Source organism: Streptomyces minutiscleroticus (genome assembly GCF_014650875.1).
GTDB lineage: Bacteria > Actinomycetota > Actinomycetes > Streptomycetales > Streptomycetaceae > Streptomyces > Streptomyces minutiscleroticus.
This window is the reverse complement of sequence record NZ_BMVU01000082.1, coordinates 1-22,652: the sequence shown is the minus strand read 5'-3', so window position 1 is coordinate 22,652 and position 22,652 is coordinate 1. Positions and strand designations below refer to the sequence as shown.

The 22,652-nt window shown below is 67.5% G+C and carries 23 protein-coding genes and 1 pseudogene; 10 read left to right on the top strand and 14 right to left on the bottom strand.

Features of this window, described 5'->3' with window-relative positions:
- Nucleotides 1-177 precede the first annotated feature (177 nt).
- Nucleotides 178-327 carry a helicase associated domain-containing protein gene (locus IE271_RS36775; RefSeq protein WP_229919837.1) on the top strand — a complete coding sequence of 50 codons (150 nt, stop codon included), beginning with the start codon at nt 178-180 and terminating at the stop codon, nt 325-327.
- Between the two features lie 171 nt (nt 328-498).
- Here IE271_RS36775 and IE271_RS36770 read toward each other — a convergent pair whose 3' ends face one another.
- The 5 genes from IE271_RS36770 to IE271_RS36750 form a co-directional block, all read right to left on the bottom strand.
- Nucleotides 499-1,965 carry a M56 family metallopeptidase gene (locus tag IE271_RS36770; protein WP_190194819.1) on the bottom strand — a complete coding sequence of 489 codons (1,467 nt, stop codon included), beginning with the start codon at nt 1,963-1,965 and terminating at the stop codon, nt 499-501.
- Nucleotides 1,966-1,979: 14 nt separating this feature from the next.
- Nucleotides 1,980-2,429 carry a hypothetical protein gene (locus IE271_RS36765; protein WP_190194818.1) on the bottom strand — a complete coding sequence of 150 codons (450 nt, stop codon included), beginning with the start codon at nt 2,427-2,429 and terminating at the stop codon, nt 1,980-1,982.
- 785 nt (nt 2,430-3,214) lie between these two features.
- Entirely contained in the window at nt 3,215-4,516 is a 1,302-nt protein-coding gene (locus IE271_RS36760) for an ANTAR domain-containing protein (RefSeq protein ID WP_229919839.1), read from the bottom strand.
- Nucleotides 4,517-5,288: 772 nt separating this feature from the next.
- The gene (locus IE271_RS36755) at nt 5,289-5,606 is read right to left on the bottom strand and encodes a hypothetical protein (RefSeq protein WP_190194816.1); all 318 of its coding nucleotides are present in this window, start codon (nt 5,604-5,606) and stop codon (nt 5,289-5,291) included.
- 16 nt (nt 5,607-5,622) lie between these two features.
- Nucleotides 5,623-6,063: a replication-relaxation family protein gene (locus IE271_RS36750; protein WP_190194815.1), complete on the bottom strand. Its 441-nt coding sequence runs from the start codon at nt 6,061-6,063 to the stop codon at nt 5,623-5,625.
- Between the two features lie 428 nt (nt 6,064-6,491).
- On the opposite strand from IE271_RS36750, the gene IE271_RS36745 reads away from it, so the two are divergent.
- The 6 genes from IE271_RS36745 to IE271_RS36720 all read left to right on the top strand — a co-directional run bounded on the left by IE271_RS36745 (nt 6,492) and on the right by IE271_RS36720 (nt 12,152).
- Nucleotides 6,492-7,907 (top strand): DEAD/DEAH box helicase, encoded by a 1,416-nt coding sequence (locus IE271_RS36745; RefSeq protein WP_190194814.1) that lies wholly within the window; start codon nt 6,492-6,494, stop codon nt 7,905-7,907.
- A 206-nt stretch (nt 7,908-8,113) separates the two neighbouring features.
- Nucleotides 8,114-8,356, top strand: coding sequence for a DUF5302 domain-containing protein (locus IE271_RS36740; protein WP_190194813.1), 243 nt, complete (start codon nt 8,114-8,116; stop codon nt 8,354-8,356).
- Nucleotides 8,357-9,310: 954 nt separating this feature from the next.
- Nucleotides 9,311-9,514, top strand: a complete 204-nt coding sequence (locus tag IE271_RS36735; RefSeq protein WP_048455366.1) for a cold-shock protein — start codon at nt 9,311-9,313, stop codon at nt 9,512-9,514.
- 337 nt (nt 9,515-9,851) lie between these two features.
- Nucleotides 9,852-11,348 (top strand): DEAD/DEAH box helicase, encoded by a 1,497-nt coding sequence (locus tag IE271_RS36730; protein WP_190194812.1) that lies wholly within the window; start codon nt 9,852-9,854, stop codon nt 11,346-11,348.
- A 43-nt stretch (nt 11,349-11,391) separates the two neighbouring features.
- Nucleotides 11,392-11,793, top strand: coding sequence for a CBS domain-containing protein (locus tag IE271_RS36725; RefSeq protein ID WP_190194811.1), 402 nt, complete (start codon nt 11,392-11,394; stop codon nt 11,791-11,793).
- A 50-nt stretch (nt 11,794-11,843) separates the two neighbouring features.
- Nucleotides 11,844-12,152 carry an SCO5918 family protein gene (locus IE271_RS36720; RefSeq protein WP_190194820.1) on the top strand — a complete coding sequence of 103 codons (309 nt, stop codon included), beginning with the start codon at nt 11,844-11,846 and terminating at the stop codon, nt 12,150-12,152.
- Nucleotides 12,153-12,241: 89 nt separating this feature from the next.
- Here IE271_RS36720 and IE271_RS36715 read toward each other — a convergent pair.
- Both IE271_RS36715 and IE271_RS36710 read right to left on the bottom strand, forming a co-directional pair.
- Nucleotides 12,242-13,525 (bottom strand): annotated as a pseudogene (locus tag IE271_RS36715) (IS30 family transposase).
- Between the two features lie 85 nt (nt 13,526-13,610).
- On the bottom strand, nt 13,611-13,970 hold the full coding sequence (locus IE271_RS36710; RefSeq protein WP_190194810.1) for a hypothetical protein: 360 nt from the start codon (nt 13,968-13,970) through the stop codon (nt 13,611-13,613).
- A 346-nt stretch (nt 13,971-14,316) separates the two neighbouring features.
- Between IE271_RS36710 and IE271_RS36705 the strand changes: the two genes are divergently transcribed.
- A complete protein-coding gene (locus IE271_RS36705; protein ID WP_190194809.1) occupies nt 14,317-14,523 on the top strand; it encodes a hypothetical protein in 207 nt (68 codons plus the stop codon).
- Between the two features lie 52 nt (nt 14,524-14,575).
- Here IE271_RS36705 and IE271_RS44120 read toward each other — a convergent pair whose 3' ends face one another.
- The 6 genes from IE271_RS44120 to IE271_RS36675 form a co-directional block, all read right to left on the bottom strand.
- Nucleotides 14,576-14,833 (bottom strand): hypothetical protein, encoded by a 258-nt coding sequence (locus tag IE271_RS44120; protein ID WP_373308896.1) that lies wholly within the window; start codon nt 14,831-14,833, stop codon nt 14,576-14,578.
- Nucleotides 14,834-15,012: 179 nt separating this feature from the next.
- Entirely contained in the window at nt 15,013-16,029 is a 1,017-nt protein-coding gene (locus IE271_RS36695; protein WP_190194808.1) for a DUF6207 family protein, read from the bottom strand.
- A gap of 10 nt (nt 16,030-16,039) precedes the next feature.
- Nucleotides 16,040-16,930 (bottom strand): XRE family transcriptional regulator, encoded by an 891-nt coding sequence (locus IE271_RS36690; RefSeq protein ID WP_190194807.1) that lies wholly within the window; start codon nt 16,928-16,930, stop codon nt 16,040-16,042.
- Nucleotides 16,927-17,157, bottom strand: a complete 231-nt coding sequence (locus tag IE271_RS36685; RefSeq protein WP_190194806.1) for a hypothetical protein — start codon at nt 17,155-17,157, stop codon at nt 16,927-16,929. Before IE271_RS36685 ends, IE271_RS36690 begins: the two co-directional genes overlap by 4 nt.
- A 687-nt stretch (nt 17,158-17,844) precedes the next feature.
- Nucleotides 17,845-18,549 (bottom strand): restriction endonuclease, encoded by a 705-nt coding sequence (locus IE271_RS36680; protein ID WP_190194805.1) that lies wholly within the window; start codon nt 18,547-18,549, stop codon nt 17,845-17,847.
- The gene (locus IE271_RS36675; protein WP_229919836.1) at nt 18,546-18,821 is read right to left on the bottom strand and encodes a hypothetical protein; all 276 of its coding nucleotides are present in this window, start codon (nt 18,819-18,821) and stop codon (nt 18,546-18,548) included. The genes IE271_RS36680 and IE271_RS36675 overlap by 4 nt, the downstream gene beginning before the upstream one ends.
- Before the next feature lie 464 nt (nt 18,822-19,285).
- Here IE271_RS36675 and IE271_RS36670 point away from each other — a divergent pair, with 464 nt between their 5' ends.
- Together IE271_RS36670 and IE271_RS36665 are read left to right on the top strand one after the other, a co-directional pair.
- Entirely contained in the window at nt 19,286-20,374 is a 1,089-nt protein-coding gene (locus IE271_RS36670) for a ParA family protein (RefSeq protein WP_444546149.1), read from the top strand.
- Between the two features lie 102 nt (nt 20,375-20,476).
- Nucleotides 20,477-21,463 carry a ParB/RepB/Spo0J family partition protein gene (locus IE271_RS36665; RefSeq protein WP_190194802.1) on the top strand — a complete coding sequence of 329 codons (987 nt, stop codon included), beginning with the start codon at nt 20,477-20,479 and terminating at the stop codon, nt 21,461-21,463.
- Between the two features lie 78 nt (nt 21,464-21,541).
- Here IE271_RS36665 and IE271_RS36660 read toward each other — a convergent pair whose 3' ends face one another.
- Entirely contained in the window at nt 21,542-22,168 is a 627-nt protein-coding gene (locus tag IE271_RS36660) for a hypothetical protein (protein ID WP_190194801.1), read from the bottom strand.
- Nucleotides 22,169-22,652: the final 484 nt, after the last annotated feature.

The following is a 22,652-nucleotide window of genomic DNA, read 5'->3' as shown; positions in this document are numbered from 1 at the left end:
GCAACGGAGCTCCTTCGGGAACAAGCTGTCTTGGACGACTGCCTGTACCAACGAGCTCCGTTGCTCCGTGTCAGGACTTTCTCAACTCCCTTGCGTGCCCTGCGAAAACGCTAACTACCCGGCCTTGGGGGAACTTCACCCAAGACCTCACCCCCGCAGCGTAAACATCCGCTGTCCGTGATCAGGGGGGAACTTCAGATCGTCATCGACGGCCAGGAGCACCAGCACAAACTGGGTGTCTGGATCTCCAACACCAAAGCACGGCGGGGCAAGCTCACCTCCGACCAGCGCGCCGCGCTCGCCGAGCTGGGCGTTCAGTGGGCGTGACATGACGCCGAACACTTCGCTGAAGGTGCCGGAAATATTAGTATCCGAGAAGACTCCGGACTTTCATGGCAGATTTTTTCTGGGTCTCGCGCTTCCACGGCTTCTACGCTTTTGGCGGCACTTAGGATTTTGGGCCCTACCGTATTGTCGGTCACTATATGATGAGTGATCTCAGAAACGATCCATGGGAAGCAGAATAGATAGCACCACTACAAGAATCAGCACCGCCAGCAGTGGGACGACCGCTTGCTTGATATTAGACGGTTGCACCGGAGCTTCCTGCTTTTTCCGCAGGGGCGTTCCGCCCTTTTCCCCTAGCGCAGCCGCTTGAGTCACTACGGGTAGCAAAACAGCGCTGTAAAAGAATATTGAGTAGGCAGGCCCCCATAGAGGGGGAAATTGATCATTCACCACAGCAAATCCTAGCGAGAAGACTCCAAAAATGAAGAGCAGTCCCTGCGAAAAGGAAGGAACCCATCGATAATTTTCGTAGAAACCCCGTTCCACTTCGTACAGGATATCGTAACGTTTCTGCCAGTGCGGATGAAACCGCCACAGGTGGCGCCACCAGCGATGTAGCCTGCGCACATTCTGGCGCTCCGAGTCAGCCGCATTTTTCCATAGCTGAATGTCGGCGCCCCATCGGAGAGCATCTAAATCCGCGCAAATTTCCCGGTTTCGCAACACATCCGCCCGGACTAAGCGGCCTGCCAAAGTGAATATCAGGCCCAATAACGCCGTGCCGATATTTTTGTACTCGATCGCCCAGTAAAAGCCATCCGTGAACTGCACCCAGACCCAGTGAACTACCCATGGAATGATACACATCGCCACCCAGCAGCGCCACAGCGAAACGGTGGCATATGCAATACCGACGTCTCGATTGCGAATATGAGCGAATTCGTGAAGGATTACCGATTCGAAAATTTCGGGCTCTTCTTTGAGGGATTTCATCAGGCCGTTGTTGAGACACAGGACAAGCAGGCCAGGGCGGCCGAATACTACCGCCGACTTGCTGCGACCTCCGGGGTCGATGACGTACCTGGGCCTGACCGAAAGCTGGCACTCTGTGCGCAAACTCTCCAGCTTTTCGTACAGGCTTACCGGTTTCTTACACTGTTCGTCATTAAGAGAAATAAACCACGGGTCTGGGCGGTGCCCGTTTCCTTCCCAGTACCGCCTTAGCGTAACGCCGGGTAGCTTGTGAGAATAGGGAAGCACCGGAACCTTGCGGCGCAGGCGCCAACTTGGAAGGAACCAGAATACCGCGAAGGCCATGAGGAGAATTGTCGCAACACCCGCCACGGCGATCGCGGACGACCAGGACCCCAGGCGGTCCTGGCAGGGCTCGGCAAACCGCCACTCAAGAGAATATTGGCGGTCGGTTTTCAGCAGCCTTTCTGCGAACGTTCCGCGCAGCTCAGGAACAACGGCGTGATCGAAGGCTCTGACGCACGGCTCATATGCAGACTGCCAGAGCAGTGTCTGGGCGGCTGTGTTGAGCAGATGCAGTCCGGATGTGGTCAGCAGCAGGAGTAAGAGTACAAATTTGCGGGTTGTTCCTCCGCTCATTGCCCGGTAGTAGGCATTCGCCTGTGGAGTCCATTTGCCATCGGGTCGCTGCGTCGGCGGCAACACGGTTCCCAACCCTCTTACTGGTTGCGCGCGATGTGGCTTATGACGCTCGCCGCGAGGTTCTCGGCCGCTTTAGTATCCATCCCGGCCTCACGGGCTCGCTCTTTGACGATGTTGTACAGTTTGTCATAGTGCGCATCTTTTAGTGGAGGCAGGGCCGCCACAGTCTCCGACTGTCGGCCTCGCAGTCTGTTCCACAGTGCGGCCAACCGACTGGTCGCCGTGCGCGCCGATGCGCCGGCCAATTCCTGCGCGAACTGCTGTAGCACCAGCCACACCAGCGGTGTTACCAGTACAGCCACCTCGCCCAGACCAAAGCCGAGTTCACTGTCCTTGTTCTTATACGACAACACCCGCATGACCTCAGCATTATCTTGCTGCAGCAAGGCTTCTGCCGTGTCCAACTCCTCAGGTGCCTGATCCGCCACAACACCCCGTACGACAACAGAGATCTGCGCGCCGCTCATCGTCCCCCCTCGATCGTCAGCTCTGGAAGCCTAGCCACAAGAGTGGTACCTCAAAGCCCGTCGCGCATCAGAAAAATCTGAGTGGCCCAGCCGGAGGCGGGGGAGTGTCGTTGGTCAGACACTCCCTCTACTGGTGGCGTCACTACATCTGATCTCAAGCGCCTGTGCCATGAGCATTCCTACAGTACGTCGCCCGACCCATGGTGTACGGGGCGGGCGACGTACTGTGAGGGCGGAGCGACGGTGAAGTCACGGTTACAACCCACGCACAAAAACTGCCCGGCCATGAAAGTGGTCCGTGGCGACTCCGTCTTTACCGCCACGGACCACCCGCTGCGATCATCACATGCCCGCCCGGCGCCGCGCCGGGTTTCAGTGCTCCTAACATCCGCTGGAGGCCGGCCCCTTGGCGCGAAGGCCCCGGCCGTCGCGCAAGGACACCCCGAGCGCCTGATCCCCGAAGCACCGCCCCTGCCGCCCGGTCCACCCACCACCCCACCACCAGATACGGACAGCAGGGGCCAGCCAAGGGGATGTCAGCCTCGCTGACTACGCCAAAAATGCGTGCTGACCTGCGAATACGCACGAAGATCGGGAAGGGTGAGTGCAGGGCGCCGCGCAGGGTCCCACGCAGGGCGCCCTGCGGCACGCCGCGCAGGATCCCGTGCAAAGCGCAGTGCAGGGCGGCTGTGGGAAAAGGCGTCCCGTTCGTGACTGGTCGCGGGTACGGAGGTGGGCACCGCCTCGGCCGGGGCTAGGCCGGCCCCGCACTGTCGCGACTGAGATCAAAGTTGTGAGCCCGTGCTGGCGAAAAGAGTCGGCCGGAAGCGTCCTGCGTCGCCTGTTCGGGAAGCCGTCTTCCGGCCGTCCAGGCGCCCTGTGGCGGCCCCGCCGCCGCCCCTCCCCCACGCGCGCGGAGGCCCTGCCGACGCGCCAGAAGAGCCCTCTCGCGCCCGATCCCCCTGGGCAGCCGCTCGCCACGGTCCCGCCCTCCCTCTCTTTTCTGCGGGCGGGGCGGTGGCGAGGGGTGCACAGGGGGATGTCAGACCTGCAGACCACACGAAAAATGCACCCTGACCTGCAGAGATGCGTGGGGCGGGCGGACGTGAGGTGCAACAGTTGTCGCAAGAGGATGCGCAACAGGTAACGCAAGAGGATTCGCAACAGTTGTCGCAACCAGACCACGGCCCCGGCCCGTCAGGGGCCTTCACGGCCCGCACGGGGCGCAGGAGCCGCGCTGTTTTCTCCTGTCTTCTGCGCACAAGACGGGCCCGGTGACCTGTGCTGGGGTATCCGGTGGAGGGGGTCGGGGCGGGGCGGTTGGGGTGCTGTGGTCGGCAGGGTCGTGTTCTGCGGGTGGCGTGGCGGAGGGCTTCCCGGACCATGCATCGGGGGCCACGGGCGTCGATAGCGATCACGGTCCGTTGTTCCGCGGGTCCTGCTTCTTCGGTCCGGATTTTCCTGGCTGTTCGCCGGTGCTGTCGGGGGGGCAGGGTGACGGCTCCGGCGACCACGTCACGGGACAGGTCGGCCAGGCGGATGCGATGACGGCGGGCGTGAGCGCGCAGCTGTTCGAAGGCGGTGCCCGGGTCGGTGCCGCGGGTGGAGGCGAGGAAGCCCTTGGCCTGTTCGATGGCGCTGCGGCTGTCCAGGGCGCGCTGCAGCTGGCGGTTGACGGTGCGCTGGTGGTCCAAGGATGCCTGCTGGACCAGGGAGATCGTGGTGGCATCGGCCAGGGCCCTCGACAGGTGCCGGTCGGCCTCGCCCAGCACTTCCGGGGTGCGGCGGAAGAGGTTCAGTACGCCGATGGTGTCGGTGCGCAGCCGGATCGGGGTGGCGTGCACGCAGCGGTAACCCGCCCGATAGGCATGCGCGCTGAACTCGGGCCAGCGCACCGGGGAGGCGTCCAGCGGCGTGTGGTCGATGGACCTGCCCTCGCGGTAGGCGGTCAGGCAGGGGCCGGCGCGGGCGTCGAGCTCGAACAGCTCCACCGCCCGCATCCGCTCCGAGGACGCCGCCACCAACTGCAACGGCGCACCGGCTGCGGCGAGCATCACCCCGGCATCACTGATGTCCAGCAGATTCATGCAGTGCTCGGTGACCCGATAGAGGAACTCCGCCGGATCGAAATCCACGACCAGCACATCGGCCAGATCGATCAACGCCGCCGTCACCCGCCGCTCACGCGGCAGAACGGCGGGCTCTCCCCCGCCGGGTGGATCAGAAGTGGAAGCAGGCATGATCAGAAGGCTTTCCGGGTGATCGGTGTCAGCGACCGCAACCGGACAAGCACGCACGGGGACTGGGTGGAAACCACCCGGCCACGCACTGACCTATAGCTATATCTACTCGCCCCCGCACCCGCCCGCCAGACCCCCGCCCTGTCACGGTGGAGACCGCCTCACGGCCACCCCGGAACGACGTGGCGGGCCGGCCGTCCAGACGCGGCACGTCCGCACGGCGTAGCGGACACCGCGGCGTGCTGCGGATAGTGTCCACAGCCGTACAGCGCAAACGTGAAAACAGCGTCCTAGACGCCTCGGCCGGCCTTCGCCGCTTGGCGGTGTGCGGGAGGGCACGTCGTGGTCGAGGCGCGTGGTCCGGCCCGCCCGACGGTGCGGGCCGGACCCGCGAGAAACATCCCACCAGACGCCCTGTGCGTAGGTGCGGCGACCGAACAGCCGCCGCGGCCGAGCAACTGCTTCCGCCTCCTCCTGCCCGGCCCGGGCCTCGGCCAGTTCCCGGGCGCACGCGGCGCAGCGATCGCCCATCTGGAAGTCGGGGTGGGGGTGGAGGGGGCGGCCGCATCCGGGGCAGGGCCAGGCTCTCGCCTCGCGGCGCCGGCGGGCGGCCTCGGCTTCAGCTTGGGCCTCGGCAGCCCATTGTTCGCGGATCTCCTGAGCGCGGCTGCGGTCGACTTCCGCGCTGGCGGTAAGCATCGCGGTCGTCGGGGTCGGCCAGGGCGACATCGAGGGTCTCCCACTCGCTGTGGCCATAACGCCACCACACCGCCCCGTGCGGGCCCTTGGCGGCCAGCAGGCGCAGCGAGGTCGCCAGGAGCGGGATACGGCCGGCGAAGTCCTGGTAGCCGTCCTCACCGCCGATCTCCGACGGCCTGGGCCACCGGTGCCAGACGCCCTTCCAGAGGGCGTGGGAGAGGCGTCCCAGGGCCGTCATGCGGTTGCGCAGCGCCTTAAGGTCCGGTGTCCTGGGTGAACACCACCGCCACCGGAGGATGCGCGAGGCGCCGTCTGTCCTCGGGGGCGGCGTGGGGCCAGACGGTGTGCCACAGCGCCGGCCCCGTGCTGGCATGGGCGGGGCGCCGGGAGTCCGCCGGGCGCTTGAAGAACGCCGCGTAGCGGGCCACCTTGTCCGCCAGCACCTCCGGGCTCTCGGTGCCGTTGTCGACCTCCACGAACAGCAGCTGCGGCGCGGCGCCGGGCAGGGCATAGACGAGATCGGCGCGCGGGAAGCCGCGGGCGGGCGAGGCGAACGTGCCCGCCGCGGGCAGGGTGACCTCCGTGGTCCAGGCGGTCAGCGGTCCCAGGCCCGGCGGGCGTTCGGCCAAGACGCGCGGCGCGGCATCCGGAGCGGTGCGGGGGCCGGGCAGCATCGGCTCCGGCGGCGTCTGCAAGAACGCGGTGAGGGTATCGGTGACCTTCCGCGCGTGCATTGCGCCGACCGGCCGTCAGGCTAAGGGCGACGGATGGTGTCCTGCGGCGTGGTGTAGCAGCGATCTTCGCAGGAGCAGCTTTCGTGCCTGCCCCTCGGCATGAGTCGTCGATCATCTGTGTCGACGGCGCAGGCTGACGGTCCGTCGGGCCACGAAAGTCGCGGGCGCCTCTGATGGCCGGCGCGACCTGCAACTTTGCAGTGATCGCTAGTATACCACATGAGGGGACACGACCTCGGTATCAGCGGCGCGAGGTTATGCCATGTGTTAGTCTCACGCGTTTGCGTGGTCGTCGCGGTGGGCGATTCTGCCTGTTCCGCTCGGCTTGTGCGTGGGCTGTTCAAACCTGCCGGGCCTTCCTCGGTACGTTCCCCTGCGGAAGGCTGTTTATGAAGCGTCCCAATGACTCCGGCATCGCGCACGGCAGTCCTGCCCAGCCCGAGGCAACGACCCCGGCGTCGCCCCCGACCGTCACCTTCGCCGGTCTGGAACTGCCGACGGAGGTGCTGCGGACACTTGGCGAACTCGGGGTGCGCGAACCCTTTCCGATCCAGGCCGCCACACTGCCCGATGCCCTGGAGGGGCGCGACATCCTGGGACGCGGGCGCACCGGCTCGGGCAAGACGCTCGCCTTCGGCCTGCCGCTGCTCGCACGGACGGCCGGGCGTCGCGCGGAACCGAAGCAGCCCCTTGCTCTGATCCTGGTGCCTACCCGGGAACTGACCCAACAGGTCACCCAGGCGCTGGCGCCGTACGCCGAGGCACTGCGGCTGCGGATCGCCACGGTCGTCGGCGGAACGTCGATCGGCCGGCAGGTCGCCGCGCTGCGCCAGGGAGCAGAGGTGGTCGTCGCCACCCCCGGACGCCTGCACGACCTGATCGAGCGCAACGCCTGCCGCCTGGGACGGGTGAGAATCACCGTGCTGGACGAGGCCGACCAGATGTGCGACTTGGGATTCCTGCCGCAGGTTGCCGACGTGCTCGAGCAGGTGCACCCCGACGGTCAGCGGATGCTGTTCTCGGCCACCCTGGATCGCGACGTCGACCAGCTGGTCCGCCGCTACTTCCACGACCCCGTCGTCCACTCGGTCGACCCGTCCGCGGGCACGGTCACGACGATGGAACACCACGTCCTGGTCGTCCACGGACCCGACCGCTACGCCGTCACCACCGAGATCGCCGCCCGCGACGGCCGTGTCCTGCTGTTCCTCGACACCAAGCACGCTGTCGACCAGCTCACCCGGCATCTGCGGGCGAGCGGGGTGCACGCCGGGGCCCTGCACAGCGGCAAGTCCCAGCCACAGCGCACACGGACCCTGGCGCAGTTCAGGAACAGCCAGCTCACCGTTCTGGTGGCGACCAATGTCGCGGCCCGTGGCCTGCACGTCGACGATCTCGATCTCGTGGTCAACGTCGACCCGCCCACCGACGTCAAGGACTATGTGCACCGGGCGGGCCGCACCGCCCGCGCCGGTGAGTCCGGCAGCGTGGTCACGCTCGTGCTGGCGGGCCAGCGCCGCGAGACGAGCCGCATGATGGCCGGGGCCGGCATCGAGGCGACCGTCACCAAGGTGCGCTCGGGCGAGGCAGAGCTGAGCCGGATCACCGGCGCCAAGACTCCCTCCGGGATCCCGCTCGACGGCGGGTCCGCCGTCCCCCGACCCAAGAACACCAACGCTCCCTTCCGCGGCCTCGGCACCAGCAAGGGCACCTCCCGCGGCGCCGGCGGCAAGTCCCGAAAGGCCGGCGAGGCCCGCAAGCTCGCCGAGGCCCGCAAGGCCGCCCTCGTGCGTCGCAACGGCTGAAAGCCGTTGCCCTGGCAGCCCGGCCACGGGATCGGCAACCCTCGGCCCAGCCCGAAGCCGTCATGTGCGCCTCACCCACGAAGTCACCGCCTACGGCCGCGAGAGGGATACCCGCCGAAAACGGAGCAGAATGATGTTGCCGGCGCCTCGCACTGCGCCCAGCATGACAAGCTGTGCTTGCCCACCCCCGAACCCAGGAGGTCACCATGACCGCAGAGCCCGTATCTACGGAAGGTTCGGAGCCGGCTGCCCCCGAGACATCCCCTCTGGAGCCGGACAGCGACGGCAACTACGACCTCAAGCGCAAGTTCCGCGAAGCCCTGGCGCGCAAGCGCGGTGCGCAGGCGGACGCCGCTGATATTGCCGCCAAGTCCGATGCATCGAAGGTGCGTTCGGCGCACGGCCCGGCTGCGAGCCAGCGGTCCTACAGGCGCAAGAGCGGCGGCTGAGTCGATGAGTCCCGCGATCTAACCGCTTCACCGGCACTCGCGCTATCCACTCGCGCGTCCCGTGCAGTGGCCCGCGACGTGCGCATGCCCGTGCGCGCGTTGCGGGCGGGGCGTAGCCGGGGGACTCGCCCGGGGGAATGGCCCAGATGCGGTTGGCTCGGTCGGTGGCGCGCCGAACTGGAATCCCGGGATGAGGGCACTGCCTTGTCCGAGGGTACGCGGCCGGTGTTGCGCGCCTTGCATGCCCTGTACCGCTGTGAAAAACGACTGCCGCTGTCGTCAGTTCCTCGCCGTCCGGGCCTGAGGCTCGTAGGGCGGGCCACAGCACCGTCTCTTCCACGAAGGCATGGCTGAAGACCAGCTGCACCGCCTGTGTCAGAACGCGTTCCCGCTGGTGAAGGTCGTCGAGGGTCAGGTACTGATCCGTCAGACGCCGTTTCCTCGTGCTCACGGCGTTGCCGCACCAGGATGCTGCTGTTTCCACCGAGCTGCTCGACGGGCTGATCCTTGATGGTCTTCGATATAGCCGCTCCCGTGCGTGCGCCGGAGACAGGCCGTGACGCTTGTCGGAGCCACCCTGATCTCCACGCCTGCCCGCACCATCCCTTGGGGCAGCAGCCCTTACGCTTGGCGCGCCCCCAAAACTTCCCGAAACCTTGAGCTTCGGCTGGGTCAAAATCTGTGCCCGCGAGCCGAGGTTTCAGCGGGACAGGCAGACAGATTCTCTACCGCATTTAAGTGGGTGGGATTCTTCACCGTACACAGGCCGCTTCGGCATGCTACTGTCGATCTCAGTTGCAGTTGTGGTTCCCAAAACTTCAAGTGTCCTCCGGGCGGCGCCTGTGCCACTGGAAGCACTTTTGTTATCCGGACTTTCCCGGCGGGGTGATCATCGCGGCGACACGGGGTCCGCACAGTGCGAATCCCGATGCACTGCCCCAAAGGAGAAATGATATGGCTGCTGGTACCGTGAAGTGGTTCAACGCGGAAAAGGGCTTCGGCTTCATCGAGCAGGACGGTGGCGGCGCTGATGTGTTCGCCCACTACTCGAACATTGCCGCCCAGGGCTTCCGCGAGCTGCTGGAGGGCCAGAAGGTGACCTTCGACATCGCGCAGGGCCAGAAGGGCCCGACGGCCGAGAACATCGTTATCGCCTGACGCTGACTGTCGCGTACTTGTAGCTGGGACCCGCGTCCTTCGGGGTGCGGGCCCCAGCTACTCGCATTTTCCCGCAGTGGTCTCGCCTGCGGACGACAACCAGGATCCCGTAGGCTCACCGCATACGGGGCATCCTTCAGGGGTGCACGCATCCCTTCATCGCGGCGGACGCCCCGAACATTGCGTCCGCTTCGCGCCACTCATTCCAGCTCCTGTGCCGCACGGATTTCGTCGGTCAGATTCGCTTTCGCATTCCACCGGTCCATTCTTGCAATTCTCTGTGTTGCTGATCGCCGCGGGAATTCCTTGATATGTGCCGCATCGAGGAAGGTTCCGCATGAACCGCACACGCACGAACGACCGCTTCACCCGCACCCGTAACGGCAGTGCCGAATCCGGAAGGGGCGGCAGCCGATTCGGTTCGTCGGCCAGGAGCCGCTCCGGCGGGCCGGGCCGTTCCGGTGGTTACGGCCGCCGGCCCGCCGCGGCCCAGGGGGAGTTTGCGCTGCCCAGGACGATCACTCCCGCGCTCCCCGCCGTGGAGGGCTTCGCCGATCTCGACATGCCCGGGGCGATGCTGGGCGCGCTCAGCTCGCAAGGCGTGACCGTACCCTTCCCGATCCAGGCTGCGACCCTGCCGAATTCTCTCGCCGGCCGGGACGTACTGGGCCGTGGCCGCACCGGCTCCGGCAAGACCCTCGCTTTCGGGCTGGCGCTGCTGGCCCGTACGGCCGGGCAGCGCGCCGAGGCGAGGCAGCCGCTGGGGCTGATCCTCGTACCCACGCGTGAGCTGGCGCAGCAGGTCACCGACGCGCTCGCCCCGTACGCCCGCTCTGTGAGGCTGCGGCTGGCCACGGTGGTGGGCGGAATGCCGATCGGCCGACAGGCGAGCGCGCTGCGCGCTGGCGCCGAGATCGCCGTCGCCACACCGGGACGCCTCAAAGACCTCATCGACCGCGGCGACTGCCAACTGAACCAGGTTTCCATCACCGTCCTCGACGAGGCCGACCAGATGGCCGACATGGGCTTCATGCCGCAGGTCACCGCCCTCCTCGACCAGGTCCGCCCCGAAGGCCAGCGCATGCTGTTCTCCGCCACTCTCGACCGTAACGTCGACCTGCTCGTGCGCCGCTACCTCAGCGACCCCGTCGTGCACTCCGTCGACCCCTCGGCCGGCGCGGTCACGACGATGGAGCACCACGTGCTCCACATTCACGGCGCCGACAAGCACACGGCCACCACCCAGATCGCCGCACGCGACGGCCGCGTGATCATGTTCCTCGACACCAAGCACGCCGTCGACGGCCTCACCGAACACCTCCTGAACAGCGGGGTACGGGCCGCTGCCCTGCACGGCGGGAAGTCACAGCCACAGCGCACCCGCACGCTGGCACAGTTCAAGACCGGACACGTCAATGTGCTGGTGGCGACCAACGTCGCGGCGCGCGGCATCCACGTCGACAACCTCGACCTCGTCGTCAACGTCGACCCGCCGACCGACCACAAGGATTACCTCCACCGCGGCGGCCGTACCGCCCGCGCAGGAGAGTCCGGCAGCGTCGTCACCCTGGTCACCCCCGACCAGCGCCGCGGCATGACCCGCCTCATGGCAGCGGCCGGCATCGTGCCGCAGACCACCCAGGTCCGCGTCGGCGAAGAGGCCCTGCACCGCATCACCGGCGCCCAGACCCCCTCCGGCATCCCGGTCGTCATCACCGCACCGGTGGCCGAACGCCCCAAGAAGCGCGGCGCCACCTCACGCGGCCGACGCCGCCCCGTCTCGGCGGCCCGCCGCGCGCCCGTACGGCAGTCCACCGCCGGTGCGGCGGCATAGAACCTTCGTGTCAGGAAGCGCCCAACTCCGCAGGAGGCACCCTTTGACGCCGGACCAGACGCAGTGCCGCTCAACACGTACCAACGCCGTGCAGACGGCGGCCGATCCCGCGGACGCGGCCGGACCGCAGGTCTGGGAGGACATGACCGTGGAGGTGGCACTGTCCGTGATGGCCGCCGCCCGTACAGGTCAGCTGGTCGTCTGCGACGAGGACGGTATGTGCACCGGCCTGGTCACCCGGGACCGGCTCACAGCCGTTCGTGACGGTTCCGGATACACGGACCGGATCCGCCTGCGTGACATCGCCGACCTGATCGGGCCCTTCACGTCGCCGCTGGCCACGAGGGCCGAAGCCGAGCGTGCGATGCGCTGCCGACGGCTCGGGGCCCCGCCCGTGGCCGACGGACACGGCAACGCTCTGGGCGTCCTCGCCCTCTCTCGCTGAACCGCCGTCACCCCTGTCCGGGCCCGTCTTCTCTTCTCCCTGGAGGCATCCTGCGCTGTGTCATCGCTCGCTTCCCGTTCGACCTGACCAAGAGCGGCGTGGTGCAATCGATGAAGGGCGTCACACCTGAGCTGGTCACCGGTGAGTTCGTCATCATCGGACGACGCCATTACCCCGCCAAGCAGGCCGGCCAGGTCGTCACCCGCCAGGACCGGCGTGGTTTCAGCACCGGCGAAGTCCTCAGGGCCATGACCCAACTCGGCTTCACCTGCCGCACCCGCCCTGCCGCCGCATCTGCGCCCCTGGCCGACCCGTACGGGCCGGCTTCCACAAGCTCGGCGCTCCCCCTGTCCGCCTGACGTACGGACAGGTGCGAGCCGACCAGAGCAGTGAGGCCCCACCGGCGTGGGCGAATTCCAAGGGTCGTAGCAACACCGCGGTGAGTTGATCAAGCCGCGAGCAGTTTAGACAGACGCTCGGCCGGGGTCTCCCAGTCGAGCGTTTTTCTGGGTGGGCGGCTGTTGAGCTCGGCAGCAACAGCATCGAGGTCGTCCCTGCTGTGCCGGAAGAGACCGCTGCCCCCAATACAAGTCGGAAGTACTGCCGTAGCCGGCCGTTGGTGTTCCCGTTCGAGCCGCACTGCCAGGGGCTGGCCGGGTCGCAGAAGTGGACCGGGATGTCCGTGGTGATGGTGAAGGCGCGGTGGGAGGTCATCTCGATGCCCTGGTCCCAGGTCAGGGACGGCATCAGGCGAGGCGGGAGGGTCTGGACGGTCTCGGTGAGCGCGTTGCGGACAGCGGCGGCACCGTGGTCGCGTGGGAGGTGCACGAGCATCAGGTAGCGGGTGCTGGCGGTTGGACTGCGTTCGACCACGGTGCCGATGGCGGAGCCGTTGTTCTTGCCCACGATCAGGTCGCCTTCCCCGTGACCGGGGACAGCCCGGTCGGCGGCCTCGGCGGGCCGTTCGCTGATCATGACCATGGGGTGCACGAACCGCACTCGGCGGGCCGCCGAGTGCCGGTGCGGGCGGCCTATCGCGCGTCCGGTCCGCAGGGCCCGGGTCAGCTCGCGCCTCAGTTCCCCGCGGCCTTGGCCGTAAAGCGACTGGTAGATCGTCTCGTGGACCACGTGCATCTCCGGCTGGTCGGGGAAGCGTGCCCGTAGCGTGGCAGATCTGATCCGGGCTCCACCGCCGGGTCACGTGGTCCTGGAGGAAGTCCCGCAGTCTGGGGTGCTGGGCGATCTTGCCGGGCTTGGGGCCGCGGTCCGCGGGCGTCCGCGCGGCGTCGGGCGGCGTACGGGCGGTAGGACCAGCCGCCGTTGGGCATGAGCGTGCGGTTGCGGCGCATCTCCCGGCTTCGGTGGAGGGACTGCGGCCAAGCTCGGCCGCGATGGCCCGGACGGACGCCTTGTCCCGGAGCCGGTCAGCGATGTGGATGCGGCCGGCCTTGGTGAGGTAGCGCGACGGGCCGACGGGTTCCTCAGGGTCAGCCGGGGGTTCGGGTGCCTGCCAGGGCAGCCCCGTGTTCACGAGGGGCGGGGCTGCCCTGTACCTCGCGGATGCCTGCCGGCCATAGAGCCGACGCTTGCCGGTGCGGCGGTTGATGCCAATGATCCGTCAGGCTTCCGTGTTCCCTATTCCAAGATCCACGAGCCGAAGGTGTTCCTCCCGCTCAGTGTCCGACCTCCTGGGCCCCTGAGGCCGCGGACCTTTCCGGATCTCGAAGTCCATCGCACCCCTTGAACTGGGGTGTTGCGACGACCACTAGAACGGAAGCGTGCCGGTGGGACCTCACTGTGTGCCGTGGGTCGGTGAGTCAGTGGTCGGAGTAGCTGAAGTCGCCCACGGTCCAGGCGCTGACGTCCTCGATCGCGACGCGGTACATCCCGCCTGTCTCCGGGATCCCCACCGTACCCTGCAGGATCCGGGCGACGTGGAAATGCAGATGCGTGGGCAGTCGCTCCTTCCTCGCGGGGCTGTCGAAGACGGCGGAGAACTCGCCCAGGTCGGCGGAGTCCGCCAGCACCTCCGACACTCTCTGCCTCCACATGGCTTCCGGAGCCAGCCGACCGGTGATGACAGCACCACTGGTGACCACGGTCAGGGACATCTGATTGCTCTGCCCGGACTCCACAAGGGCAGCTATCGCAACGAGCAGCTCGTCAAGCTTCGACATGGGGCGGATTCTATGCACCGGCCCGCCCGGGCGGCTTGGACGATGGCGCAACCGGGCGAGACGGGCGCATACGGCTCCCCTGGTGCCGCACTACAGGCCTGAGGTGCGCATGTGCGGCGGCTGCGAGCCAGGGGCGTACTCCGAGGCATTGGTCTGCTGCCGTTCGGCCGCCGCAGGTCTTCGATGAACGCTCGTGACGCGGTTGCAGGACCAAGTAGTACGCAGCCCCTGTTTGCAAGTGCTGGGTTCCGAGGGAAGAACGGAGGAGTCGCGCACCACCCCCACGCGGACGACATCACCACAGGTGTCCGCTGTCCTCGATTCCTCTGCTCAAGGGAGCAGCATCATGACCCGGGACAACGTTCCCGCGCCCGCCCAGCTGCCCACCCCGCGGCAGCCCGCTGGCGGTGCCTGCCTGACCGCAGCGATAAGCCAAGGCGCCGTTCAGGGTGCCGTCCGGTCCATCACGGCCCGACTGGTGGACAAGTTCCTCACCAACCCGCCCGACTGGCTCAGAGTCCTGTGGCACGCGCTGCCGAGGCCCTGGGAGTAGCCACCACGGCCGGGCAGGACGGTCCTGCCCGGCTGCTGTCGCCGCTTGCGCGTCAGCCGCGGAAGCGGGAAAGCCCGGTGCCGCCGGCCTTCTGCTCGGGCACGGCCTGGTCGTGGTCGCTGCAGACGGTGCCGAGGATTTCGTCCTGACCGTGGCTGTGTACGGTGGCTCTCCGGCCGCCCGAGTGGGAGAGCCGGGGCACGATGATCGGCGCGCTGCTCACGCCTCCCAGCAGGTCTCTGGCCTGATGGGCGGGCGAGTCGGCCCGGCCGCCGGCGCCGAACTGCCTCAGCTCGGTGGCAAGCGACACTGGTGTCGGCCTCGTCCCGCGTCCAGCCGGTGATGTCGAGCAGCGCGACGTTCAGCGGGTCACCGATCAGTTCGGCGTAGCGCCGGTCGGGCCGTAGGCTCGACCGGTCATGGTCGGTTCCGTAGACCTGGCGGCATAGCAGCTGCTCGTCATCACGGTCCATCCGTCGTTGAGGATGGCTAGGCGGCTCGGGTAGAGGCTGCTCGGCAGTGTGCAGGAAGTGGCCGACGGGTCAGGTAGTAGCGCAGTCGCGCGCCTGGCCCATCTGCTTTCTCGACGGTGCGGTCGGCGGTGGCTGCCTGCCAGCAGGCGGCGATTGCCTCCTTGAAGAAAGCGGAGTCGAACTCGTCAGCCGCGGCGACCTGGACGAGGACGTGTTCTGGTTCCTGTGCCCGCCTTCTCCGCAGGAGGCGGCAGGTGGCGCCCTCCAGCGCAGGGCGGTTGGGCAGATGTTCGGCCGGCGACTTGCCGTGACGGGCGGATTGTCGGCTTGCCGGGGTGGCGGCAATGATCATTTTCAGGTGTTCGGCGAAATCCGGTCCGGGCAGGGGGATCTCCCAGTCGGGGTTGCGGTCGTAGCCGATGGTGACGGACATGGTGACGAAGCTGATGACTGCGTCGGCGGTTTCGGTGTGCTCGCGGGGTGTGGTGGATGCGAGGCGGCTGAGGATGCGCAGGAGGGTGGGCAGGCTCGTGTCGACGCTGACGCTGTGGGCCGGGACGTCGTCGGTGGTGGTGCTGATGGTGAGAGCGTCCTGCTGGGTACTGGACCTGCTCTGTTCCTGCCAGAAGGCGGCCGCGTAGGTGTCGCCGCGTGCGAGGTGGTGCAGGTAGAGGCAGTAGCAGGCTGCGACGTCGCCGGCGCCGGCGGCGTACTGCCACCAGAAGCGGGCGCCGTCTTCGGCGTCGGCGAGTTGCAGGACGCAGCCGAGGATCCAGGCGCCGCGTGGTTCGGGCAGTTGGTCGGTGATGAAGTCGGTGAGCTCGTCGACGGTGCAGTGGGCGACGGTCGCCTCACATAGGGCTCGCAGGTGTTGCGCGGCCGTGTCGTTGGCCAGGTCGTGGCTATTGCCGTCCCACATAGGGGTGTCTTCCCAGGTGGGATAGGCGCTGTCTTCGTAGGGGACGGTGTCGGAGGGAACTTGCGGATCCTGTAGCAGGAGGGACTGGGCGAGCAGGTCGTCGATGCCGGTCATGGTGGGGTGATCACTCCCGGTTGTCGTGGCGGGGATAGGCGCTTTTCAAAGCCCACCGGGCGTGGTGGTCGTCGGTGTGGGTCTTGGCCGGGGAGAAGCCGACGATGTTGGGGATGGCGTCCGGGTCGATGCCGCACAGGTAGCGCAGGATCATGATGTCGCGCTGGTCCTGGTGCAGGCGGGCGATGGCGTCGAAGAAGTCGGCGATCTTGCCGATGTGGGCGAAGCGTTCCTCGATGTCGTCGATCTGGCTCTGGGTGACGGTGGAGAAGGCTGCGGCGCGCAGGTCGGGGTGTCCGTCGTGGTGGCGGTGGGCGCGCAGCATGACGCGGGAGCGCAGCAGTTGCCATGCGTAGCGGCGCATGTTGGAGCTGGAGGAGGCTTCGTCCCAGCTGAGCCAGAGGATGTCGAAGGCTTCCGAGACGACCCATTTGGCACGCTGTTCGCCCTGGAGCAGGGCGCGGGCGTAGGCGGTGTAGGCGGGGCCCATGACCTCGGTGAAGGCCTTGTGGGCCACAGGGCGTCGTTCCGGCTCCAGCAGTACTGCTTGGATGCCGTCTCTGATCCAGGCGTCGTCCTTGTTGGCCTCGCGGGCGGCAGCCGTCCACAGGCGGCGCAGTGGCCAGACGGGAACGTTCAGGGAGCGCACGACGCTGTAGGTGATCTGCCAGCGCGGGTAGTAGCCCTTGCCGCGCAGGAGCTCGGATATGCGGGCCTTGGAGTACCCCGAGAGGTTCACGAGGTCCTCCAGGGTCAGGCCGCTCTCCCTGAACCGCTCGCGCACCAGCTCCAGCCATGCGCGGTGAGTGGCGCCGACATGGTCCTCGATCGATTCCTGCCGGCGGCCGCGCCGACTCGGAGGCTCTCCGTTGGACTGCGCGGGCATGAAAGACGGTGTCATCGCGGCGGCTCCTGGTCTCCGGCTGCCGCCGCAGCCGGTGCAGTACCGGTCGCCGCGTTGCGCCGCGCCTCCGTGCCGTTGAGCGCGGCGACGATCTGCTGCACCAGCAGTCCGAGCGAGGGCAGGAGCGCGGCCGCGGCCGCCAGCTGCCCGAGCACGGTCATCACCGTGCTCCACGCGAAGACCACCACCAGCACGGCAATGGTCATCACCTGCTTACTGGGCATGAACCTTCCCTAGTAATCCGTAGGAGCCTGAAACAGCTCCGAAGGGGTCTGGAAGGCTCTCCCGCGGCGGTGCTGAAGCGCTGCGGGGGAGCAGGACGCCCAGCATGGACCGTCGACTACCTGCCACTCAAAGTGATCATGGTATTACGGAACAAATACGCTCGCGGCCTGCGCAGAAGAGCACGATCACTAATCTGTATCGATCACCACGGACGGCAAATCACAGCTGAATGAGTACATTTGACGGCGAAAAACGTACCTCTCGTTGCGGCACCACGGGCATGGCGCACCATAGAAGATGGACGCCTGCCCCGGCGTCGTACCTTCCCGTCTGGAAGGCAGTGCTGTCCTCTCGTGCTGAAGAACCACCGGAGAGAACAGCACGGCTCCCGCCCAGCCCCCCGTGTTGGGCGGGAGCCCACCCCCACCCCAGATCAGGCGCGCCACCGCGAGAGTCAGCCGCCGACCTTCTACGCGGCCTGCTCGGCTTCCTGCCCTTGGCCCCGCTCCTCCTGGCGTCGACGTTCGCCAGCGCCGGCCTGCGCTTCGGCTGCGACGGCCTTGGAAACGCAACCGCGCGCCCTGGCCATCGCACTGCTCCCCACACCCGCGGTGGTAGCCCCGCTCCCGGCGAGCTGAGCATCGGAGAGGCAAAGCAACAGGTCACCGGCCATAACCTCCGACAGGTTAGGACCGGGGCGTCGGCCGCCGCGGCGCAGGAACTGCGCGCAGCAGGTCCCACAGGGTGCGGGAGCCGGCCGCCCATTCGGCGAGGACGCGGCGGTCGACGAGGTGGAGGCGTTGCTGCTGGGCGAAGGTGCGGCCGGGCTGGGTGATTCTGCCGTTGGTGACCATGACGACGACGTCGGCTTTGTGGACGGGGCGGCCGGTGCCGTTGAGGACTTGCAGGTCGGGGGTGCCGACGGCGGCTCCGCGGTCGCCGTTCTTGCGGTGCTTGCACTGGATGACCCAGCGTCGGCCGTAGGGGTCGGTGGCTTTGACGTCGGCACCGAGATCGCCCTGGCCGCCGACCTGGACAGCGTCGGTGCAGCCGTCGCGGTGCATCAGGTCCCGGATGGCGTGCTCGAACTGGCGATGGCCAAGAGCGTCCAACTGCGCGATCCCGTACCGCAATGCCCGCGCCTGGGCCTGCTGCCACTGGAGGCGCTGGGTGCGCTGCTGCCACCAGCCCGCACCCGCCAGCAGGACCAGGACGGCGGCGATGAGGAGGATCCACCAGTGGGCGAGCAGCCAGTTGACCGCCATGACCACCAGGCTGACGGCCGCTACCGCGGCGACGCCTATGACGATCAGTTCCGTTTCCTGCTGCTGTCGGCGGCGCCGGCTGGGGCGTCGGGCGGGCCGCCGGCGCGCGGGCAGGCGCCGGGTCATCGGGTGGTGCCCATCGTGGAGAAGTCGATCGGGTACGACACCGACGGCTGAGGCGCGGGCGGCTTCGTCTTGGGGGTGTCGAACGTGATCGGGTAGGACACCGTGGGCCGCGGCACCGAAACCTTGGGCGCGTGATCGTCGGCCTGGTCGAAACGGATCGGGTAGGTCACGTCCGGCCCCGTCCCCGGTCTCGGACTGGTGGCATGGCCGGCCTGGGTGCTGGTGTTGCCGAAGCCGACGACGGCCAGCGCGGCCGCCGCGACGATGGTCATTTCCCGGCGTGCTCCGGCAGCCCATCGGTAGTGGCGGCGTACCCGTGTTCCGTCGGCGCGTACGTACTCCTCGATGTAGGGCATGGGTCCTCCCCCGTGTCAGCAATCCCTGGGTGTCGTGGCCATGCTGAGGGCCGGTACTGACAACGGATCACGTGCACGGCGGTGCATAGTGCCAGTTCAGGACACCGGTCGCGGACGGCGTGTCTTGGGTGCTGTCCGGTTCTGCTCGGACAAAGGTTCTGTATGTGACGGGCCATGCCTCCAGGGCCGGTTGGCGTGGTCTGCCGCCGTCGCACCCGGCGGGCGGGGCGGTGTGCTGGGCGTTCTCTTCGAGCCGGGCGGGCGGGAAGAGGTGGGTTGGTCCGCCGGACCGGAGCAGTGACCTAGTAATGTTCGGTGTTATGAGTACTCCAGGGTCTCGAGAGGAGCGGGAGAAGCTAATTACGGCTCTCACTCCCCGGTTGCGCAGGCACTTGAAGATCCGTGCCTTCGAGCACGGAATGGACATCCAGGACGCGGCTGAACATGCCATCAAGGCCTGGTACGAGACCGAGGGCCTGGCGGAGGTGGACACCGAGGGCGCCAAGACCTGGGGGACCTTCCTCCCGGTCGGCGAGCCGGAGCGGTTCAAGGCCGCCTGCGCCCGGCGCGGGGTCACCTATGTGCAGGGGCTGGCGCAGGCGCTGACCCTCTGGCTGGAGGGGCATCCGTCGCCGTCGGCGCCGCTGGTGAAGCAGCCGGTGGTGCGGGTGATAGTGGCCAACCAGAAGGGCGGGGTGGGCAAGACGTTTGTGTCCTCCGGGATCGCGCAGGCGCTGGCGGAGGCCGGCCACCGGGTGCTGCTGGTGGACTACGACCCCCAGGGGCACCTGACGGCGGAGCTCGGCTTTGAGGACCTCATGTACGAGGACGGGGTCGAGACGCTGATGATGCACATGGACGGCACCGCCCGCGGTGACATCCACGACCTCCTGGTCGCGCTGGACGAGGACGTCTTCGGCGGCCGGCTGCACCTGCTGCCCGCCAGCGACGACGCCTTCCTGCGCGATGTGGCGCTGTCGAAGGTGAGCTTCAGCGAGGCCGCCCTGGAGCGCGCGCTGGAGCCGCTGGAGGAGGACTACGACGTCATCATCATCGACGGACCTCCCAGCCTGGGCCTGAACATGGACACCGCCCTCTATTACGTGCGCCGGCGCGAGGGCGAGCTCGAGGACCGCTCCGGGGTGATCACCCCGGTGTGGGCCAACCGCGCCTGTCACCGCGCGGTCCGCCTGCTCAAGGCGCAAAAAGACGACCTGTGCGCCAAGGGCCGCATCCAGATCGACTACCTGGGGCTGATCATCAACGCCTACGACAGCCGGCGCGGCAAGCTCGTCCAGAACAACCGCACCGAGTGGGACAAGAGCAGCTCCCCGCCCGTGCTCGCGGTGATCGGGGACCTGAAGGAGAGCCGGGAGGCCGCGGACGGGCAGGTCCCGCTGCTGGTGTACGTCCCGGACAGCGAACACGCGCAGGTGATGCGCGACCTGGCAAAGGAGCTCGCCGTATGACCCCCCCCCTCCGCCCAGCGCATCACCCGCGGCTTCAGCGTCGACGACAACGAGCAGGCCGGCACGCCTGCGCCGAGCCGGATCCGCGCCCGCCAGCAGATCATGAACGGCGAAGGCCGCCGCCCACCCGCCGCCGTAGCGCTCGAGCAGCTGGTGCACAACCCGTTCAACCCGCGCGAGGCCCTCACAGACCTCGAGGAGACCGCCGCCTCGCTGCGGGCCAAGGGGCAGATCCAGCCCGTCACCGTGGTCCGCACCGCCGCCTTCCTCGCCGCCCACCCCGGCCAGGAGGAGGCGGTCGGTGCGGCCGAGTACGTCGTCATCGACGGCAACCGGCGCCTGGCCGCCGCCCACCAGGCCGCACTCGCCGAGCTGCGCATCGACGTGAACGACGACCTCGCCGCCACGGCCGCGGACATCCTCGAATCCGCGCTCATCGCCAACGTCCACCGCGTCGACGTCCCCCCACTGGACCAGGCCAAAGCCATCCAGGAACTCGTCCAGGTCCACGGCTCCCAAGGCCAGGTCGCCAAACGCCTCGGCAAGACGCCGGCGTGGGTCTCCCAGCGCCTGGCACTGCTGGAACTCACCCCCGAGCTGCAGGAGAAGGTCGAGACCGGCGAGCTCAAGGTGGAACCGGCCCGCCGGATCGGCCGCCTGCCCAAGGAGCAGCGGGAAGAAGAAGCCCAGAAGGCTCTTAACGCCGTTAAGACCCCGCGCCAGCGACAGCCCAAGCAGACCGAGGACACGGACGGCTCCACCACTCTTAACGCCGTTAACACCCCCCGCGCGCCGACCGGGGACACGCTCAAGATCTCAGGCGGCGTTAACGCCGTTAATAGCTCGACTGCGCAGGCAGGCCAGCCGGGCGGCTCTGGTGCCGGGCAGGAGGAGGTAGCAGAGCAGCCGGAGACCGGCCAGCCGAAGCGGCTGCCGTACGACAACCCGCCCTACATCGTCCACCACCTGCACAAAAAGATGGACCCCGCCGGCTTCGTCCAGGGCGCCCGCGTATGGATGCAACTGCTGCGCGAGGAACACCCCGAGGAATACAGCACTCTCCTGAAAGACCTGGTGGACGACGCGTAGCAGCCGCCCCGGCCCGGGGTGGAGCGCAGGTTCCTACTCGGGCCGCAGGTGCCGTGTGCCGCAGCGGGTTCGGTCGTCTCAGCCTGCTCCGCGGTAACCGGGGCCGTCATTGGTACGGGAGTCGTCATCGTTGTCGAGGATCACGCTGCCGTACTCGCCGTCGGCGACCCACTCGACCTTCAGGAAGAAGCGGGCGTCTGGCTTACCGGGCTGCAGCTGGAGGGTCAGCTGTTTCGGACTGTCGGCGGCAACGGTGAAGGGGAAGTCGGTGCGGTCGGGCTCAGGGTTTTTCTCCACCGGCACGACCGGGACCGGGGTTTGCGCGAGGTCCGCGTCAAAGACCGGTTCGTGCACCGTACCGGTGCAGTTGCCCGAAGACGGTTTTCCCTCGTCCTGTGCGGGAGCGGTGTCGGGCAGGATGGTGACCTCGACGCCGGTGACCACGATGGCCTGGTCCGTCTTTGCCTGCAGCACGAGGGGAAGCGTGGCGGGTGTGCAGGAGGTGGGACCGGATGTGTACGCCGTCAGGCCCGGCGGCCCGGAAACCTTGTCCCAGGCCCATCCCCACAGACTCTGGACCGCCCAGAACGCGATAGCGCCCAGCAGCGGCAGAACAACGAGCGTCGTCCAGTTCGTCCGGTCCCGCAGCGACGTCCGCGGGGACGGGACCGAAGTGGTGGTGCTGGTCTGCGGTTCCTCCCTCACGTCGTCGGACGGTGACGTGGGTGCGTCTGCCCCTTCAGGCATCTCAGTCGTCTCCCCCGGTTCTTCTTCTCCGTACAGCACACCTTCTCAAGTCATTGGCATGACCATGTATGACACGGCAGGAACCCGCAGACGCAATGGCTTGATGCTCAGGATGAAGATCTCCGGCGCCGCAGCGAAGCCGAAGAGACGGCGTGCGAGCCCAACTACCGACACCCGTCTCGGCGTTGCCGATCACCCCTAGGTTAGCGTCGCCGATCTGCCGGTCAGGCACCCAGCACGGCTCAGCACTTGCCAGGCAGGTCCCTTGCAACAGGCGAGAGGCCATGGAAGCCGGCCAGCCCCGCGGAGGCGGGACAGCCGAAGTCGCTGCCGTGCAGCAGCCCCCTGCCTGTCCTCCCTTTTTGCTCCGTGGACGAGCGACTGCTCTGCCGGCGGAATCAGGGGTGTGAGGTGCCCTCTGTGACAGAGGGCACCTCACACC